Source organism: Lignipirellula cremea (assembly GCF_056501455.1).
Genome location: NZ_CM151415.1, coordinates 4,639,087 through 4,655,429, shown reverse-complemented (window position 1 = coordinate 4,655,429; position 16,343 = coordinate 4,639,087). Strand labels below are relative to the sequence as shown.

Annotated in this window: 15 protein-coding genes; 5 read left to right on the top strand and 10 right to left on the bottom strand. The window is 64.6% G+C overall.

Going from position 1 to position 16,343, the window contains the following annotated elements; translation table 11 throughout:
- From hypB to SH602x_RS18045, 9 genes are all read right to left on the bottom strand, one after another.
- Complete coding sequence (gene hypB, locus SH602x_RS18085) at window positions 1-684, bottom strand: hydrogenase nickel incorporation protein HypB (RefSeq protein ID WP_479473649.1); 684 nt, start codon at window positions 682-684, stop codon at window positions 1-3.
- Window positions 681-1,058, bottom strand: a complete 378-nt coding sequence (locus SH602x_RS18080) for a hydrogenase maturation nickel metallochaperone HypA/HybF (protein WP_479472131.1) — start codon at window positions 1,056-1,058, stop codon at window positions 681-683. Before SH602x_RS18080 ends, hypB begins: the two co-directional genes overlap by 4 nt.
- Window positions 1,051-1,515 (bottom strand): hydrogenase maturation protease, encoded by a 465-nt coding sequence (locus SH602x_RS18075; RefSeq protein ID WP_479473648.1) that lies wholly within the window; start codon window positions 1,513-1,515, stop codon window positions 1,051-1,053. Before SH602x_RS18075 ends, SH602x_RS18080 begins: the two co-directional genes overlap by 8 nt.
- Window positions 1,512-2,813, bottom strand: a complete 1,302-nt coding sequence (locus SH602x_RS18070; RefSeq protein WP_479473647.1) for a Ni/Fe hydrogenase subunit alpha — start codon at window positions 2,811-2,813, stop codon at window positions 1,512-1,514. Before SH602x_RS18070 ends, SH602x_RS18075 begins: the two co-directional genes overlap by 4 nt.
- Entirely contained in the window at window positions 2,810-3,610 is an 801-nt protein-coding gene (locus SH602x_RS18065; protein ID WP_479473646.1) for an NADH-quinone oxidoreductase subunit B family protein, read from the bottom strand. Before SH602x_RS18065 ends, SH602x_RS18070 begins: the two co-directional genes overlap by 4 nt.
- Window positions 3,607-4,467: an FAD/NAD(P)-binding protein gene (locus SH602x_RS18060; protein ID WP_479473645.1), complete on the bottom strand. Its 861-nt coding sequence runs from the start codon at window positions 4,465-4,467 to the stop codon at window positions 3,607-3,609. Before SH602x_RS18060 ends, SH602x_RS18065 begins: the two co-directional genes overlap by 4 nt.
- Window positions 4,464-5,570: a 4Fe-4S dicluster domain-containing protein gene (locus SH602x_RS18055; RefSeq protein WP_479473644.1), complete on the bottom strand. Its 1,107-nt coding sequence runs from the start codon at window positions 5,568-5,570 to the stop codon at window positions 4,464-4,466. Before SH602x_RS18055 ends, SH602x_RS18060 begins: the two co-directional genes overlap by 4 nt.
- A gap of 65 nt (window positions 5,571-5,635) precedes the next feature.
- Window positions 5,636-6,154, bottom strand: coding sequence for a Crp/Fnr family transcriptional regulator (locus SH602x_RS18050; RefSeq protein WP_479473643.1), 519 nt, complete (start codon window positions 6,152-6,154; stop codon window positions 5,636-5,638).
- Between the two features lie 91 nt (window positions 6,155-6,245).
- A complete protein-coding gene (locus SH602x_RS18045; protein ID WP_479473642.1) occupies window positions 6,246-8,933 on the bottom strand; it encodes a bifunctional acetate--CoA ligase family protein/GNAT family N-acetyltransferase in 2,688 nt (895 codons plus the stop codon).
- 520 nt (window positions 8,934-9,453) lie between these two features.
- Between SH602x_RS18045 and SH602x_RS18040 the strand changes: the two genes are divergently transcribed.
- From SH602x_RS18040 to SH602x_RS18020, 5 genes are all read left to right on the top strand, one after another.
- The gene (locus tag SH602x_RS18040) at window positions 9,454-9,999 is read left to right on the top strand and encodes a rhodanese-like domain-containing protein (protein ID WP_479473641.1); all 546 of its coding nucleotides are present in this window, start codon (window positions 9,454-9,456) and stop codon (window positions 9,997-9,999) included.
- Window positions 9,987-10,820 carry a sulfite exporter TauE/SafE family protein gene (locus SH602x_RS18035; RefSeq protein ID WP_479473640.1) on the top strand — a complete coding sequence of 278 codons (834 nt, stop codon included), beginning with the start codon at window positions 9,987-9,989 and terminating at the stop codon, window positions 10,818-10,820. The genes SH602x_RS18040 and SH602x_RS18035 overlap by 13 nt, the downstream gene beginning before the upstream one ends.
- 11 nt (window positions 10,821-10,831) lie before the next feature.
- Window positions 10,832-12,238 (top strand): MBL fold metallo-hydrolase, encoded by a 1,407-nt coding sequence (locus tag SH602x_RS18030; RefSeq protein WP_479473639.1) that lies wholly within the window; start codon window positions 10,832-10,834, stop codon window positions 12,236-12,238.
- A gap of 55 nt (window positions 12,239-12,293) precedes the next feature.
- On the top strand, window positions 12,294-12,824 hold the full coding sequence (locus tag SH602x_RS18025) for a DsrE family protein (RefSeq protein WP_479473638.1): 531 nt from the start codon (window positions 12,294-12,296) through the stop codon (window positions 12,822-12,824).
- 108 nt (window positions 12,825-12,932) lie between these two features.
- Window positions 12,933-15,611 carry a cation-translocating P-type ATPase gene (locus SH602x_RS18020; protein WP_479473637.1) on the top strand — a complete coding sequence of 893 codons (2,679 nt, stop codon included), beginning with the start codon at window positions 12,933-12,935 and terminating at the stop codon, window positions 15,609-15,611.
- A gap of 134 nt (window positions 15,612-15,745) precedes the next feature.
- Here the strand turns inward: SH602x_RS18020 and SH602x_RS18015 are convergent, their stop codons facing one another.
- Window positions 15,746-16,132 (bottom strand): hypothetical protein, encoded by a 387-nt coding sequence (locus SH602x_RS18015; RefSeq protein WP_479473636.1) that lies wholly within the window; start codon window positions 16,130-16,132, stop codon window positions 15,746-15,748.
- Between the last annotated feature and the right edge of the window lie 211 nt (window positions 16,133-16,343).

The window sequence follows — 16,343 nt, the reverse complement described above, 5'->3', positions numbered from 1 at the left end:
TCACGCCTCCCCGTTCGACGACTCGGGCGCGCGGAGCATCTCCGCGCGCTTCGCGTCGAGGAAGTCGCACCATGCGTCGATCCCTTCTCCGGTCCGGGCCGACAGGAAAAACAGAGGCATCTCCGGTCGCACGCTCCGCGCGTCCACCGTCACGGCATCTACCGAAAAGGGAACGTAGGGAAGCAGATCGATCTTGTTCACGACGCAGGCGTCGCTCGTGCGAAAGGCCTTGGGATATTTGCCCGGCTTGTCGTCCCCTTCCGTGACGCTGAGAACGACGACCCGAAGCGACTCGCCGAGGTCGTGCGAAGCGGGACAAACGAGGTTGCCGACGTTCTCGATGAAGAGAAACTCGACGTCGGTCTCCGCGAAATCGCTCCAGCCCTTCTGGACAAGCGGAAGAGCCAGATGGCAGGCGCCGCCGGTCGTCAACTGTCGCACCGGAACGAACGGTGCGAGTCGCTGCGCGTCGCGATCGGTCGCGATATCCCCGGTCAGGACGACCGAACGTCGACGGTCTTTCCAGCGCTTAGCCGTCGCTTCGAGTAGCGCCGTCTTGCCGGCGCCGGGCGAGGAGATCAGGTTGACGCAGAGGACGCCGCGGCGTCGCAGATCCTGGCGGAACGCTTCCGCGGCCGCCTTTCGCTCGGCCTGAATGTCATGCTGCAACGCGACCTCGGTCATGCGATCACCTGTTCTCGTGAGGACGCGTCGGACTCCTCGAACGTCAGCGAAGTCAATTCGATCTGCTCGCCTCCGCAGGCGACGACATCCTGTCCCTCGCATGTCGGGCAGCGGAAGCGAAAGTTCTCGACGCGGAATCGGCCTCGACAACTTCGACAGTCAGCCAGGAGCGGCACGACGATCAGGTCGATTCGGACCTGAGGGTGCAGAATCGACGGCGCGAGTTCCTCGAACGCGAGGCGAACGAGTTCGGGCTCGACGCCGGAGAACTCGCCCACCGTCAGCTTCACGACGCGAACGGCACGAACCGGCCGGTCGGGAACGAGCCTGGGAATCTGATCGAGCAAGTCTCGCACGATCGTTCGCTCATGCATGAACGGCCTCCGTCGCGATCAGCGCCGCAAGTCGTTCGGCGGCGGAAATGACGTCCGCCGAAGGCGTCGTGTACGGGGCGAAGGATCGACCCGCGATCGTCCAGATCGTCGCCCGGGAGGGTCCTGTTCCGAGCTGAATCGCAGTCTCCAAAATTTCCGAGAGCGGAATGCCGTGCGTCGTACGGAAGCCGCACGCGTCAATTCGAACGGTCGGCCATTCCGCGCGACGGACCGTTCCGACCGGCTGCACGGCATTCTCGCAGCCGTCAATCACCGTGAGTTCGCAGACGGCGGTCATCCAGGAGAAGAGTTCCGTCGGATCGGATGCTTTACGGAGCGTTCGTTCCAACGAAGCCTGTCGAGAGAGAGCGTCTATCGCGAGCCAGCCGGCCTGGTCGTCGCCGTGCGGACTGCCGAGTCCGACGATCAGTCGATGCGAGGCTTGGAGATCGCTCATGCCTCTTCCCACCGGACTCTCAGAAAGTGCGTGCTGCAACTGATGCAGGGGTCATAAGCACGAACGAGCCGTTCGCAGCCGCGTGCCAGATCCTCGCGCGAGGATTTCGTTCGCAGTCTCGCGACGAGCCAGCGATTAAGGTCGGCCTCGATCTGTCGCTGATTCTGCGACGTCGGCGGAACGATCCTGGCGGAGACGATCTTACCGGCGGCGTCGATCTCGTACTCATGGTAGAGCATTCCGCGCGGCGCCTCCGTCGCTGCGCGACCCCGCCCCGCTCGCGGCGAGTATTCCACGCGGGCCGGACCCTCGGGTCGGTAGTCGCGCAGGATCGACAGCGCTTCCTCGAAGGCATGAACGACTTCGAGGCACCGCGCGACGATGCTCCGATACGGATTCCGGCAAGGCGCTTCGAATCCGATTTCCTCAGCCAGAGCCCGCGCTGCAGGAGCGAGCTGTTGCCGGTTCAGATTGACGCGGGCGAGCGGTCCGAGGAAGTAGGAGGAACCCTCCGGCATCCGAACGGAGTGGAGAGCGGTCGAGTGGGCGACCTGCTCCTCGCGGAAGCGCTGATCGTAGTCGGCAAGGGCGATGGGACCGGTCGCCGAGCTGACCAGATCGCCTTCGTTCATCGGATACTCGTCCGGATGCGTGACGGAGACGAAATCGTAGTCGACCTCGAAATCCGGAAACGGCAGGCCAGCGGTCCAGCGTGCGGCGTCGATCGCCTGTCCGAGTTGACGCTCGAAGTCCGGAATCAGCGCTGCTAATTCTTCTCGCCGCGGAAGTCGATAGAACCCGCCGACCGCGACGTTGATGGGGTGGATCGACCTGCCGCCCAGAACCTCGACGAGCCGGTTGCCGAACTTCTTGAGTTGCAGACCGCGTCGCACTACTTCCGGAAAGCGCTGTGCGAGCGCGACGCCGCTCTCGACGTCGAAGAAGTCCGGGGCATGCAGCATATGAACATGCAGCGCGTGGCTCTCGATCCACTCGCCGCAATAGAGCAGGCGCCGCAGCCGACGGATCGTCGGCGTGACCTCGATACCCAGCGCCCGCTCCATCGCGTGGACGCTGCTCATCTGGTACGCGACGGGGCAGATGCCGCAAATCCTCGCGGTGACGTCGGGAGCGTCTTCGAGCGGCCGCCCGCGAAGGAGCGCCTCGAACAGGCGAGGCGGCTCGAAGATGTCGAGCCGTACGTTCTCGAGTTGCCCCTCACGCAGACGAATCGTCAGTCCGCCCTCGCCCTCGACGCGGGTCAGGATAGGAACATGAATCGACTCCGGTTCGCTCACGACGACGCTCCTTCGCCGAGCGTGCGTTGGAGTCGGTCGGAAGCATCGCGAAACTCCGGCGCCGTCGCATTCACGTTACGCAGCAGCGGGATCAGTTCCTCGGCAGAGTTCCCCAACTGCACCAGACGCCTCGCCAGCGAGTCGACGTCGGCCGGTTTCGACGGGCCGAAACAGCCGTAGCAGCCGCGATCGTACGTCGGACAGAGAGCGCCGCAGCCGGTCTGCGTCACGGGTCCGAGGCAGGGTATCCCGCGCGCGACGACGACGCAAACGTTGCCGCGGCGTTTGCAGTCGAGACAGACGCTGTGGCTCGGCGTACGGGGACGACGACCCTCGGCCAGGGCGAGTAGCGTCGCCACGAGCTGATCGCGATCGACCGGACATCCGCGAAGTTCGAAGTCGACCTGGACGTGCTCGGCGATCGGCGTCGATTCGGCGAGCGTTACGACGTATTCAGGCCGGGCGTAAACTGCGGCGATCCACTCGTCCCGGTTTCCCCAATGCCGCAGCGCCTGAATCCCGCCAGCGGTCGCACAGGCGCCGATCGTCATCAGGAAGCGGCTCTGCGCGCGGATCTCGATGATTCGCTTCGCATCCTCCGGCGTCGTGATCGACCCTTCGACCACCGTGACGTCGTACGGCCCCGCCTCGAGACGGCTGCTCGCTTCTGCGAAGTGGGCGATGTCGAACCGATCGCACAGCTGCAGGAGTTCATCTTCGGCGTTCAAGAGCGCAAGCTGACAGCCGTCGCAGGATGCGAACTTGAAGACGGCCAGGCGCAGCTTCGCGGCGTTCATAGTCCCTCGACCTGCAGGTAGTGCCGGATTCGGTCGTAGCGAAAGACCGGGCCGTCTTTGCACACGAACGCTGGGCCGAACAGGCAGTGACCGCACATCCCCACGGCACACTGCATGTTGCGCTCGAGCGAAATCCACAGGCGATCGTTCTCGATGCCGAGTCGTTCGGCGCCGAGCGCGACATATTTCATCATCGGTTCGGGTCCGCAGGTGACGAGAACCGTCGACGAGGGATTCGCCAGCGGAAGGCGATCGAGCGTCGTCGTCACGGGTCCGACATCTCCCTTCCAGTCACCGTACCCTCGATCGACGGTTGTCTGAACGTCGATCCGATTGGATCGCCAGGCGTCGTACTCTCGCTCGTAGAGCAGGCTGTCCGGAGAGCGGGATCCATGAATCAGCCAGACCTTTCCGAAGCGTTCGCGGCGCTTCGCGATCCAGTGAATCAACGGCCGCACCGGCGCGAGACCGAGGCCGCCGGTAACGAGAACGACGTCGCGACCGATGAGATGTTCCACCGGCCATCCGACGCCGAACGGGCCCCGCAGGCCGATCGAATCTCCGACATGCAGCTTCGCCAGCATCGTCGTCACCTGCCCCACGACGCGAACGGTGTGAATCCATCCATCCGCGTGATCGGCGGCTCCGCTCATCGAGATCGCGGATTCGCCGACGCCGGGCAGGTAAAGCATGTTGAACTGGCCTGGGACGAAATCGGATGCCTTCGGTAGTTCGTCCCCTTTTGTCTGTCGGGGAAGCAACCGGTAGGTCGTCGTACCGGGATACTCCTCGACGACCGAGTCGATGAAGACGCTCCGGAGGGAGTGCGGGCTCTGCGTCTCGCTGGCTCGACTCATTCGCCGGGTCCCGCGATCGCTTCGGCCTCGACGACGATGTCGATCCCGACCGGACACCAGGCGATGCATCGGCCGCAGCCGACGCAACCCGATACGTCGAACTGATCGTGCCAGGTCGCCAGTTTATGGGTGAGCCACTGTCGGTATCGGGCGGCCGTATCGAAACGGACCGGCTCGCCGCTCAGATTGCTGAAGCTCGGATTGAAGCACGAATCCCATTTCCGCTCGCGATCCACCGAATCCTGATCGAGATCGCGAACGTCTTCCACGCTGTGACAGAAGCATGTGGGGCAGACCATCGTGCAGTTCGTGCAGGACAGGCAGCGGTCGCCGACCTCCTGCCAGCGAGGATGGCGCAGGTTCGCCAGCAGACGGTCGCGCAGGCCTTCGGTATCGAGATGCTTGCTGATCTGCTTGATCGCGGCGCCTCGCGCGGCTTCCGCTGCGTCAAGTTCGTCCGCAGTCGCCGGACTCGTTTCGACCGTCGCGAGCAACGTCGCTCCGGCCTCGCTCCCCGTCTCGACCACGAAGCCCCCTGCGATCTCGGTCAGAGCCAGATCGAAACCCGAATCGCATCGCGGCCCCGTCCCCATGGAAGTGCAGAAGCACGTGCTCGCTGCCTGGGTGCAGTTCGTCGCGATGACGAGTGCGTTCTCGCGAAGCGCCTGATAGTGGGGGTCGACGTACGGTCGATCGAGAAAGACGCGATCCTGCACCCGCATCGCGGCGATCTCGCATGCGCGCACGCCCAGGAACGCGTACCGCGTCTCCGGCGTCGGCGGCGTCTCGAACGTCCAGTCGCTTCCTTCGCGCTGCGCCGATGCGACCTTCAACGTCGCGGGAAATAGAAACCGCTTCCAAGAATGGGGACCGACGGAGTAGCCGAACCAGGCGTCGTCGTCACGTCGTTTCAGGCGATAGGTGCCTGCGGCTTGTTCGTCCGTCCAACCCTCGGGAAGTTGCGAAACGCTCTCGATCTCCTCGTAGACGATGGCCTCCTGAGCGATGGTCGGACCGACGACGATCCTTCCGTCCGCGCGCAAGGCGTCGATCACCTGCTGCAGGTCGGCCTTGCGTAGGAAATGCGTCGCGGTATCCCTCAAGGTCCCGATTCCTTTCCCTTCTGGACGGGCCGGCACGATCGCGGGTCGCGATGCGTCGCCGCGGTTCATGGCGAGACGGAATGATCAGCAGGCAAGGCGGGATGCCGTTGGTCGGGGCGACGAAAAAGATCCAGCAATTGGAGTCGCGTCGCGATCAGGCGTCGAGCAAGCGCATCAGACAATTCTCGCATCAGCAGAAAGCCGAACTCGTGGTCGCGTTCGCACAGATCCCGAATCTCGGCGGCGTCGAAACGAAGCGACTCGGTCGGCTCCGTCGCGACCGCGGTGGCAGACATCGCCTCGGCTCCCACAAGGGGCGAGAACGCCAGAAGATCGCCCCCGCCGAGCGAGAGAATGGGCATTCTTCCGCGGCCCGGCACGTTCATTTCCAGACGAACGCGACCCTGCAGAATCAGATAGACGCGATCGTGCAAATCGCCTTCGCGGAAGATCGTCGCGTCGGCGTCGAACTTGGCAGGGCGCCCGAGAGACGCCAATCGCTCGAGTTGCGACTCGTTAAGACCGTCGAGAAGATCGCCGCGTCTTTCGACTTTCAGCGCCGTCAAGCGCTCAGCGTTCACCATGGCGTTCGCTTCGGCAGGAGTTGTAGGGCCGTTCGGAGCATCCCGAGGATAGCGAGGCGAAAAGCGAGACGCATGTTTCTTGTCGGTATGCTCATCGCAATCCTTTCCTTGCAAGCACGGTTTCGGGAACGCGAGAGCGTTCGAGTTGGAACTTCCGTGACTGCAGAATGCGAAGCATCGCAGAATTGTCAGGAGCGGTTTCCGCGACGACTTCCCGCACGCCCCAGTCGTCGCAGATCTTCAGGCAATCCTCCGTCAAAAGCGTTCCAAGCCCGCGCCGGCGGTACGCATCCGCCACCAGCAGCGCGAGCTCGGCTTTCCTCCGATCGGCGTCGCAGACCACTCGCCCGACCCCGACGAACTCGCGGTCGTTCCCCACGCCGATTTCAGCGATCAGCCCTACTTCGCGGTCGTAGTCGACGAAGCAAAACCGCGACGCCATCGCATGCGTCGGTACCTTGAACAACCCACCGAACCGACGCTCCTGTGACTCCTTCGAGCACCCGTCGACGAAGCGCTTCCAGCGCTCCTCGTCTTCCGGACGGATCGGACGGATCCGAAGCTCCGTTCCGTCGCGCAAGGTCGCCTGCCGGACGTACTCGTCGGGGTAGGGTCGGATCGCGAGATGTGAATAAGGCCGCGGCGTCTCGGAAAGCCGGTTCTTCGAGAGGACGATTCGAGCGTCGAGAGCGATCGCCTCTTCGGGAGTCACGAGGAGCGGATTGACGTCGACCTCCTCGATTTCGGGAAAGTCCGCGATGAGATACGAGAACCGAACGAGCGTCTCGATCAGATGATCGATGGCGACTGCCGGTCGGCCGCGGCGAGCCTGAAGCAGCGGCCAGAGCCGGAGCGACTCGATCATCCTTCTCGCGAGCGATTCGTTCAGCGGCGGAAGCTCGATCGCCGTGTCTCGAAGAAGTTCGGCGTCGGTTCCGCCGGCGCCGAGGAGAATGACGGCGCCGAACGACGCGTCGCGTTTGGCGCCGAGAATCAGCTCCCTGCCATTTCTCGGATCGATCATCTTCTGGACCGCGAATCCGCGGATTTCGGCGTCAGGTCGCTTCGCCTTCGCGGAAAGCACGATTTCGTTGCAAGCACGTATGACGTCATCGTCGCTTCTTAGGTTCAACGCTACGCCGCCGACGTCGGACTTATGCGTTATCTGCGGAGACGCGACCTTGAGCGCTACGGGGTATCCGAGTCGTTGCGCGAGGGCGGAAGCCTCTTCGACGGACCGTGCGACGTGCGTTTCGGCGACAGCAATGCCGTACGCGGCGAGCAGCGCTTTGGAGCGGCTTTCCGACGCGACGTCGCCCGATTTCTCGAGGAACGCTTCGCATCGCTCGCGAAGCTTTCGTCGATCGAGCGACAGTTCGCTCCGGGTCTCGCGCGGCGCCTCGTACAGCGTCTCCCGCGCCCTGGCGTACGTGACCAGGTGCATGAAGGCGTGCACCGCCTGCTCGGGCGTCGCATAGGTCGGAACGCTCGCCTCGTTGAAGAGACGTGTCCCCGCCTTCACCGATTCGCCGCCCATCCACGAGGCCAGCGTCGGCTTGGGCGACCGCGTCGCGGACTCGATGACCGCCGCGGCGGCCTGCGTCGGCTCGCTCATCGCCTGAGGCGTGAAAATCACGAGCAGAGCGTCGACGCCGGGATCCTCGAGAACGATCTCCACGGCTTTCGCCGTTCGCTCCGGCGTTGCATCGCCGAGAACGTCCACAGGATTTCGTCGCGATGCCGCCGGCGGAAGCGACTCGCTCAATCTTTGCAGCGTCTCGCTGGATAGCTTCGCCAATTCGCCGCCGCGCGCGAGAATCGCGTCGGTCGCCATCACCCCCGGCCCTCCGGCGTTCGTGACGATCGCCAGCCGAGGCCCCGCCGGGAGCTTCCGACGCGCGAGCAGTTCCGCGCAATCGAACAGCTCATTCGATTCGAGGACACGGACAACTCCAGCGCGGCGAAAGGCGGCGTCGTACACCGCATCGGCGCCGGCGAGAGCGCCGGTATGCGAAACGGCTGCCGCAGCCGATTCTTCGAATCGGCCAGCCTTGTAGACGACGATCGGCTTTTCGCGGGCGAAGGCTCGCGCCGCCGACAGGAACTTGCGAGCGTCCGTGATCGATTCGAGGTACAGCACGATCGACTGCGTGCGGGGATCCTGAGCGAGATAATCGATCAGGTCGCCTACATCGACGTCGAGCGAGTTGCCGACCGATACGAAGTGCGAGAAGCCGATCTTTTCTTCGAGCGCCTGATCGAGAATCGCCGTGCAGAGCGCCCCCGATTGCGAAACGAAGGCGACGGACCCGGGCTGGGGAAAACCTGCGGCGAAGCTCGCATTCAAACGTGCCCGCGGGACGAGAACGCCGAGGCAGTTCGGCCCGACGATCCGCATTCCCTCGAAGGCTCGCACTGCGTCGGCGAGTTCCTGCTCCAGCGCTTTGCCCTCGGGACCTGACTCTCGAAACCCGGCCGAAACCGCCAGAATGCCGAAGATGCCCCTTGCGCCGCAATCGCGAACGATCGCCGGAACGGACGGCGCCGGGGTGCAAATCACCGCCAGGTCCACCGCTTCCGGGACGTCCAGGACGCTCGGATAGCAACGGGCGCCGTCGATGGTCCGGTACTTGGGATTCACTGGGTAGATGGGGCCCTCGAACCCGGCGGACGCGAGATTCCTTAAAACGATCCGACCGACGCTGCCCCGCGACCGGCTCGCGCCCACGACGGCGACGCTCCTCGGCTGGAAGATCCGCTTCAGGTTGAATACCGACATCCAACCGATCCCAGGCGATAAATGTTCCGGCGCAGCGCGTCGAGCGTCTCCGTTCTAGCAAGAGCTGCGCCGCTCGGGAAACGTGGATCGACCTGTGCCGCTTACACGCTCGATGGCGATCGGAACTCGCAGCGGCGGTTCGTCCTCCGTGCTCAATCGCACTCTTGGAGGCCTTGTGTGCGATTTCGGGCGCGCGGATCCGCACGCTTTCCGAGCGCCGTCGCAGTTCAGCGCCCGCGGTCGCTCGAGGACTTGGCTCCCATAGCGCCCCAGCGGGTGTATCGTCCCGCATCGGCGGACATCATGGTCCGGCATGGCGAGTGCATCTCCCACGCGTCGGGTCTGCGTCGAGCGCTGCGAAAGGCGAGGTAGCTTGCGGCAGTGCGCAATGAGCGCCGACGTGGAACCTGAGTCCTCCCGCAGCAGCGACTCAAGTCTCCATAAAGAAACGACCCAAGTGACGCGCTCGCCGAGAAAATCGGATCAGCGCACTTAACTCCCAGGTCCCGAGGCAAATCAAGTGAGCGTTCAGACCATCTTGCCGCACGAACTTCAGCGGCGTCGCGAGAAGGGGAAAATCGAGCTGATCGACGTCCGCACGCCGGTGGAGTTCGCCGAGATTCATGTCGAAGGCGCGCGGTCGATGCCGCTCGACGCTCTCGATGCGCAGGCGCTGGCGTCCGGGCGAAACGGCGATCCCCTGTACGTGATCTGTCGCTCAGGAAGTCGAGCGGCCAAAGCCTATGAGAAATTGCAGGCGGCCGGCTTGCAGAACGTCGTGAGCGTTGAAGGCGGCACGCTTGCGTGGGAACAGGCGGGACTGCCCGTCGTTCGCGGCGGTAAGGTGATCTCGCTCGAACGACAGGTTCGTATCGCTGCCGGCGCGCTCGTCGTGCTGGGGGTCGTCCTGGGCTGGCTCGTTCACCCCTACCTGTCCGGGCTCGCGGCGTTCGTCGGCGCCGGGCTGATGTTCGCAGGAATGACCGATACGTGCGGCATGGGTTTGCTGCTGGCTAAGATGCCCTGGAATCGGACAGCCGACTGCGGGGCCTCATGCTCCTCCTGACGATCCTCTGCGGAGCCGTCGTCGGCGTCTCGCTCGGCCTGACGGGCGGCGGCGGGTCGATTCTAGCCGTGCCGCTGCTCGTGTACATTCTCGCCGTACCGGCAGAGTCCGCGGTCAGCGTCTCGCTCGGCGCCGTCGGCATCACGTCGCTGGTCGGCGCCGTGCAGCGAGGGCTGCGTCGCGAAATCGAAATGAAGACCGGGCTACTGTTCGCGGTCGCCGGGATCCTCGGCGCCCCCGTCGGCACGTGGATCGGAGGATACGTTCCGGAGACCGTTCTGCTCGTGCTGTTCGCCGGGTTGATGGTTCTGGTCGCCGTCCGGATGTGGCTCAAGGCGACCGGCGCTCCGCGCGACGTGGCCGAAGCGCGCGCCTTCGCGGAGTCGCCGTCGTTCGAACGTCGCGGCCCCGCGTGTCGCCGGGATCCGGAAGGCCGCCTGCCGCTCACGTCCCGCTGTCTGGCGCTGCTGCTCTTCGCCGGACTGATGACGGGTATCCTCTCGGGACTCTTCGGCGTCGGAGGAGGATTCGTCATTGTCCCGGCGCTGGTCCTGCTCACCAGTCTGGACATTCACCGGGCGGTCGCGACCTCGCTGATGGTCATCGCGCTGATCAGCGCGGCGGGGCTTGGGGCGCATCTATTCGCGGGACGCGAGGTTCCAATGGACCTCGCGCTGCCGTTCGCGGCAGGCGGCGTCGCCGGAATGTTCGCCGGGGCGGCGGGCGCGAAACGCCTCTCGCCGGCGCTCCTGCAAAAGATCTTCGCGGTCGTGATCGTCGTGGTCGCTCTGTACGTCATCGCGCGCAACTTCTTCGGATAAAGCTCTTCTCCATGTTCTTTCATCAGCGCTTCGTACCGGGCCTGGCCATCGCTTCCTATCTGGTCGGCGACGAGAAGTCGAAAGAGATCGCGGTGATCGACCCCACCCGCGACGTCGACGAGTACCTGGAGATCGCGAAGAAGGAAGGCCTCCGGATCGTGCACATCGTCGAGACGCACGTCCACGCCGACTTCGTTTCGGGAGCGGTCGAACTGAAGGCCCGTCTGAACGGCGAGCCGCAGATTCACTGCTCGGGACTGGGCGGAGCGAAGTGGACGCCCCCCTACGCCGACCGCATCGTCAAGGACGGCGACGAAGTGACGATGGGAAGCGTCCGACTGAAGGCCGTCCATACGCCCGGCCATACTCCGGAGCATCTCACCTGGGCGCTCTTCGACGACTCCCGCAGCAAGTCCGAGCCGTGGCTTCTGTTCACTGGCGACTTCCTGTTCGTCGGCGACGTCGGACGACCCGACCTGCTGGGCGAAGAGGAGCGAAAGGGCCTCGCCGCGCAGCTCTATCGCTCCGTCTTCCAGACGGCGAAGCCGCTGCCCGATTTCACGGAAATCTATCCCGGTCACGGCGCGGGTTCGCTGTGCGGCAAGGCGATCGGCTCGCGACGCTCGTCGACCATGGGATACGAGCGACGTTTCAACGGCGCTCTGCAGGCGGCGCCGGAAGAAGAGTGGACCACGTCGCTGCTCCAGGGGATGCCGCTGGCGCCCCCTTATTTCCTTCGTATGAAGCAGGTGAACTCGCAGGGACCGAAGGTTCTGGGGCCAGAGATGCCGGGCCGGAAGCGTTTCTCTTCGCAGGAATTGCACGACCGGCTCTGCGAGAACTGCCTGGTCCTCGACGTCCGTACGAAGGAAGCCTTCGCCTCGGCCCACATCCCGGGCAGCGTGAACATCCCGCTCGGCCCGAACCTTCCGACCTGGGCAGGCTGGGTCTTGCCGTACGACCGCTCTCTGGTGATCGTGGCGGACGAACCGGCCGACGTGCCGGAAGTGGTGACGCACCTGATCCGCGTCGGCCTCGACGACGTGCAGGGGTATCTCGACGACGGAATCCATGCCTGGGAAGACCGGGGCTATGAACTCTCGCAACTGGAATCGATCTCGGTCCACGACCTGAGCGAACGCCTGCAGGACGAGGCGCAGAAACCCTTCGTGCTCGACGTCCGGACCGAAAGCGAATGGAACGCCGGCCACATCGACGGCGCGATGCATATCCACGGCGGACTGCTGCAGCAACGCTTCGGCGACGTACCCAGGGATCGTCCCGTCGCCGTCATCTGCGGCAGCGGCTATCGCGGCAGCATCGCCGCGTCGTTCCTCAAACGCGAGGGCTACGGCGACGTCGCCAACGTTCTGGGCGGAATGACCGCCTGGAAGAACGCTAAGTTGCCGGTCGTTTGACGGATCCCTTCCTGTCTTCGATCTCTGCAACGGACCGCTTCTGTAAAGGACCGTCATGACCACATCCGCCGCCGCCTTAATCCTGCTACTGCTCGCAGCCGAACCCGCCGGCGCTCCGGAAGTTCGTCATCCGCTCATCCAGGACTACGGAGCCGTCGTCGAGATCCCCGGCGCGGCGGAACCGCCGCGAGCGGGGACGAAGGCGATGCTCGACCTGACGTCGGACGAGAAAATGGGCGACGTGCTCAAGGGGCTCGACCGCGCAGCAGCGATCGTCAACCTTTACGAGCAGGCAGGCGAAGGGCCCTCCCGCGGCATGAAGTTCGCCATCGCGATTCACGGTCCGGCGACGAAGTACGTCCTGCACGACGAAGCCTACGCGAGTCGAACGGGAGAAGCCGCCAATCCGAATGCGGAACTGCTGCGGCGCTTGAAAGGGGCAGGCGTCGAGATCTACGTCTGCGGGCAGGCGCTCGCCCGGCAGAAAATCGCTGCCGACGAAGTGGCTCCGGACGTGGACGTCGCCGTCTCTGCCGCCGTCGTCCACATCAACAAGCAGCGGGACGGCTACGTCCTGATTCCTTAGCATGAAGCGAGGGAGTCGCGAGACGACCTTCTTGCCGAGCGAGGTCGCTGGCGCGACGATGCTTGCCGATACTTCGTTCGACGCAGAGCCGTACTTCAGATCGTGACGATGAAGCGAATCGCAACGCCCTCGAAAGCCTGGCACTCTTCGACCTTCGACGAAATTCGTGCCGAGCTTGACGCGTCGGACCAGGGACTCACGGAGGCGGAAGCGAGGAATCGCCTGGAGCGCTACGGCCGCAACTCGCTACCGGAGCAGCCCCCGGCCCAACTCTGGCAGATCGTCCTGCGGCAGTTCTTCAATCCGCTGATCTATATCCTGGTCGCGGCGGCGGGCGTCTCCCTGGTCGTCGGCGAAATCAAGGACGCCGTCTTCATCGCGATCGTGCTGGCGATCAACGCCGCGATCGGCGCCTGGCAGGAATGGAAGGCCGAACGAAGCAGTCTCGCCCTTCGCAAGATGCTGCAGATTCGCGCGACCGTCGTGCGCGACGGCGAGGCGCGCGAGATCCCGGCTGACGAAGTCGTTCCCGGCGACGTGATCTGGCTGGAATCGGGCAACCGCACGCCTGCCGATCTCCGGTTGCTGTCGACCCACGACCTGGAAATCGACGAGTCGCTTCTCACCGGCGAATCGTTGCCGGTGAACAAGGATGTCGACTGGGTCGGCGGGGCCGATGCGCCGCTGGGCGACCGCCGCAACATGGCGTACGCCGCGTCGATCGTCGCTCGGGGACGCGGGAAGGGAATCGTCGTCGCCACGGGATCGTCGACCGAGGTCGGCGAACTCGCCGCCGACGTACTCGGGTCGTCCGGCGGCAAGCCGCCGCTGCTGCAGAGGATGGAGCGCTTCACGAACATCGTCGCCGTCGGCACGCTCGTCGCCGCTGCGGCGATCGGCGCTCTGGGCCTGGCGATGGATCGCTACGCCATGCACGAGGTGTTCCTCTTCGTGATCGCTCTGGCTGTCTCGGCCATCCCGGAAGGACTTCCGATCGCGATGACCGTGGCGCTCGCGGTCGCGACGACGCGAATGGCGCGGCGCGGCGTGATCGTGCGACGTCTGGCCGCCGTCGAGGGGCTCGGAAGTTGCACGCTGATCGCGACCGACAAGACCGGCACGTTGACGGTCAACGAGTTGACGGTGCGGGAAGTCCGGCTTCCCGACGGCCAGACGCTCCAGGTCACCGGCGAAGGCTTCATTCCATCCGGGGAAGTTCTTCGCGGGGGTCGTCCTCTTGCGCCGAACTGGGCGCCGACGGATGCTATCGCGAAGGCCTGCGTTCTCTGCAACGAAGGAGACCTGCATCGCTCGGACGAAACATGGCGCTGGCGCGGCGACGCCGTCGACGTGGCGCTCCTTTCGTTCGGCCACAAGCTGGGCTGGCACAGAGAGGCGGCGATCGGCGCGGCAGGTCAGGTCGCCGAGATCCCGTTCGAATCCGAGCGGCAATACGCGGCCACGTTCCATAAACTCGGGGAGGGCATCGGCGTCTACGTGAAGGGCGCTCCCGAACGAGTGCTCGCCATGTGCGAGCCGTCGACCGATCGGTCGGGCCTGGAATCGATGGCCGTCGAAATGGCAAGTCGCGGCTACCGCGTTCTGGCGCTGGCAGAGGGCGAAGCGGACGCGACCGTCGGCTCGGCGCATGACCCGCCCGAGCCGTCAGACCTGAAGTTTTTGTGCTTCCTCGGCATGATCGACCCGCTTCGTCCCGGAGTTCGCGACGCCGTACACGCCTGCCAATCTGCGGGCGTCGAAGTCGCGATGGTGACGGGCGATCATCGCATCACCGCCCTGGCGATCGCCAAGGAACTCGGCTTCGCGACGGACGATTCGCAGGTCATCACCGGCGGAGAACTCGCTGACGCGACGCCCACGCAATGGGCCGACGCGATTCGGCGAGTGCGAGTTTTCGCACGCGTGGCGCCGCGACAGAAGCTGCAGATCGTCGAGGCGGCAATCGCCGCCGGCCACTACGTCGCGGTGACCGGCGACGGCGTGAACGACGCTCCCGCGCTCCGGGCCGCGAGCATCGGCGTCGCCATGGGCAAGTCCGGAACGGACGTCGCTCGCGAGGCGTCGGAACTGGTCATCAGCGACGACGACTTTTCGTCCCTCGTCGCCGGCGTGGAAGAAGGTCGCATCGCGTACGACAACATCCGCAAGGTCATCTTCCTCTTGCTCTCGACCGGCGCCGCGGAACTGCTGATGGTCCTGCTGACCGTCATGTTCGGATTGCCCCTTCCGCTGCTTCCCGTGCAGTTGCTGTGGTTGAACCTGGTGACGAACGGCATTCAGGGCGTGGCGATCGCCTTCGAGCCGGGCGAGGGCGACGCGCTGCGCCGGAAGCCCCGATCGCCGAAGGAGTCGATCTTCAACCGACTGATGCTCGAGCGACTCGCGATCAGCGTCCTGGTCATGGGCGGCGTCGGGTTCGGAGCGTTCTACTGGATGATCGCCTCCGGCTGGTCCGAAGCCTCCGCCCGCAACGTGCTGTTGCTCCTGATGGTGCTGTTCGAGAACTTCCACATCGGCAACTGCCGGTCGGAAACGAAGTCCGCTTTCGCGATTTCGCCCCTCCGCAGTCCGATGCTGCTCTTCGGCGCGCTCGGCGCCTTCGCGATCCATATGGCCGCGATGCACCTGCCGATCCTCAACGACGCGATCTACGTTTCGCCCGTATCGCCCGTCGTCTTCCTCGTCGTGGCGGCGCTGGCCCTCACCGTGATACCCGCGATCGAACTCCACAAGTTGATCTGGCGATGGCGCTTCGCGTCGCGGTGATCGACCGGACGCGAGCAGACATTCGAAGCGGCTTCCTCAGGCATCGGCGCCTTCGCGACTGTCGCACATCTCTCGAATGAGGTCCGCGTGCGTCAACCGATCGCAGTATGCCAGGCGGCGGATTCGCGGATCGCTCAGTCGCGACTCGGCACGGCGTGATTCTTTCGAACCTCCTCGTGCCCGTTCTTCAGAAACAGGGTCACGACCTCGGCGTGGGCCTGCAGGAGCTTCGCGACGTACGGATCGGTCGACGTTTCTTTCACGCGAACGCCGCCGTCGATCGGTTCGATCTCCATGCGGATCTTGTCGGCATGGCGAAAGATCTCCGCGAAGAGCGGATCGCGAGCATGGATCGGACGCTTCTCGTTCAGGCGTTCGTGCATCGATTCGGCGTGCTCGCGAATCTTTTCTGCGACGTCGGCGTCCTGGGACGTGGTCTCTGTTTCGACGCCGTCTGCAAGCGCTTTCACCGACCGGTCGACGCTCTTTCGATGGTCAAGCAGGTAATGAAAGAGTTCCATGTCTGCGCTTTGGGCTGCCCTGTCGGGACCGCGTCCGCCGCGCCCTGGCGGTCCAGGTTGTGCAAGCAGCGGAGCCGCTGCCAGCGAGATCGAGATGGCCATGAATAGATAGCCGATCCTCATGGGGTTCCGTGACATGTGATGCCTTTCTGATTCGGGACGAGCCGCAAGCTCCTCCCAGCCTTGCGTGATATCGAACGTCGTTTCTCTC

Coding starts and splice junctions, on each gene's coding strand:
- hypB (WP_479473649.1), bottom strand. CDS start 684: ATGACCGAGGTCGCGTTGCAGCATGACATTCAGGCCGAGCGAAAGGCG.
- SH602x_RS18080 (WP_479472131.1), bottom strand. CDS start 1,058: ATGCATGAGCGAACGATCGTGCGAGACTTGCTCGATCAGATTCCCAGG.
- SH602x_RS18075 (WP_479473648.1), bottom strand. CDS start 1,515: ATGAGCGATCTCCAAGCCTCGCATCGACTGATCGTCGGACTCGGCAGT.
- SH602x_RS18065 (WP_479473646.1), bottom strand. CDS start 3,610: ATGAACGCCGCGAAGCTGCGCCTGGCCGTCTTCAAGTTCGCATCCTGC.
- SH602x_RS18060 (WP_479473645.1), bottom strand. CDS start 4,467: ATGAGTCGAGCCAGCGAGACGCAGAGCCCGCACTCCCTCCGGAGCGTC.
- SH602x_RS18050 (WP_479473643.1), bottom strand. CDS start 6,154: ATGGTGAACGCTGAGCGCTTGACGGCGCTGAAAGTCGAAAGACGCGGC.
- SH602x_RS18045 (WP_479473642.1), bottom strand. CDS start 8,933: ATGTCGGTATTCAACCTGAAGCGGATCTTCCAGCCGAGGAGCGTCGCC.
- SH602x_RS18035 (WP_479473640.1), top strand. CDS start 9,987: ATGCTCCTCCTGACGATCCTCTGCGGAGCCGTCGTCGGCGTCTCGCTC.
- SH602x_RS18030 (WP_479473639.1), top strand. CDS start 10,832: ATGTTCTTTCATCAGCGCTTCGTACCGGGCCTGGCCATCGCTTCCTAT.
- SH602x_RS18025 (WP_479473638.1), top strand. CDS start 12,294: ATGACCACATCCGCCGCCGCCTTAATCCTGCTACTGCTCGCAGCCGAA.
- SH602x_RS18020 (WP_479473637.1), top strand. CDS start 12,933: ATGAAGCGAATCGCAACGCCCTCGAAAGCCTGGCACTCTTCGACCTTC.
- SH602x_RS18015 (WP_479473636.1), bottom strand. CDS start 16,132: ATGGAACTCTTTCATTACCTGCTTGACCATCGAAAGAGCGTCGACCGG.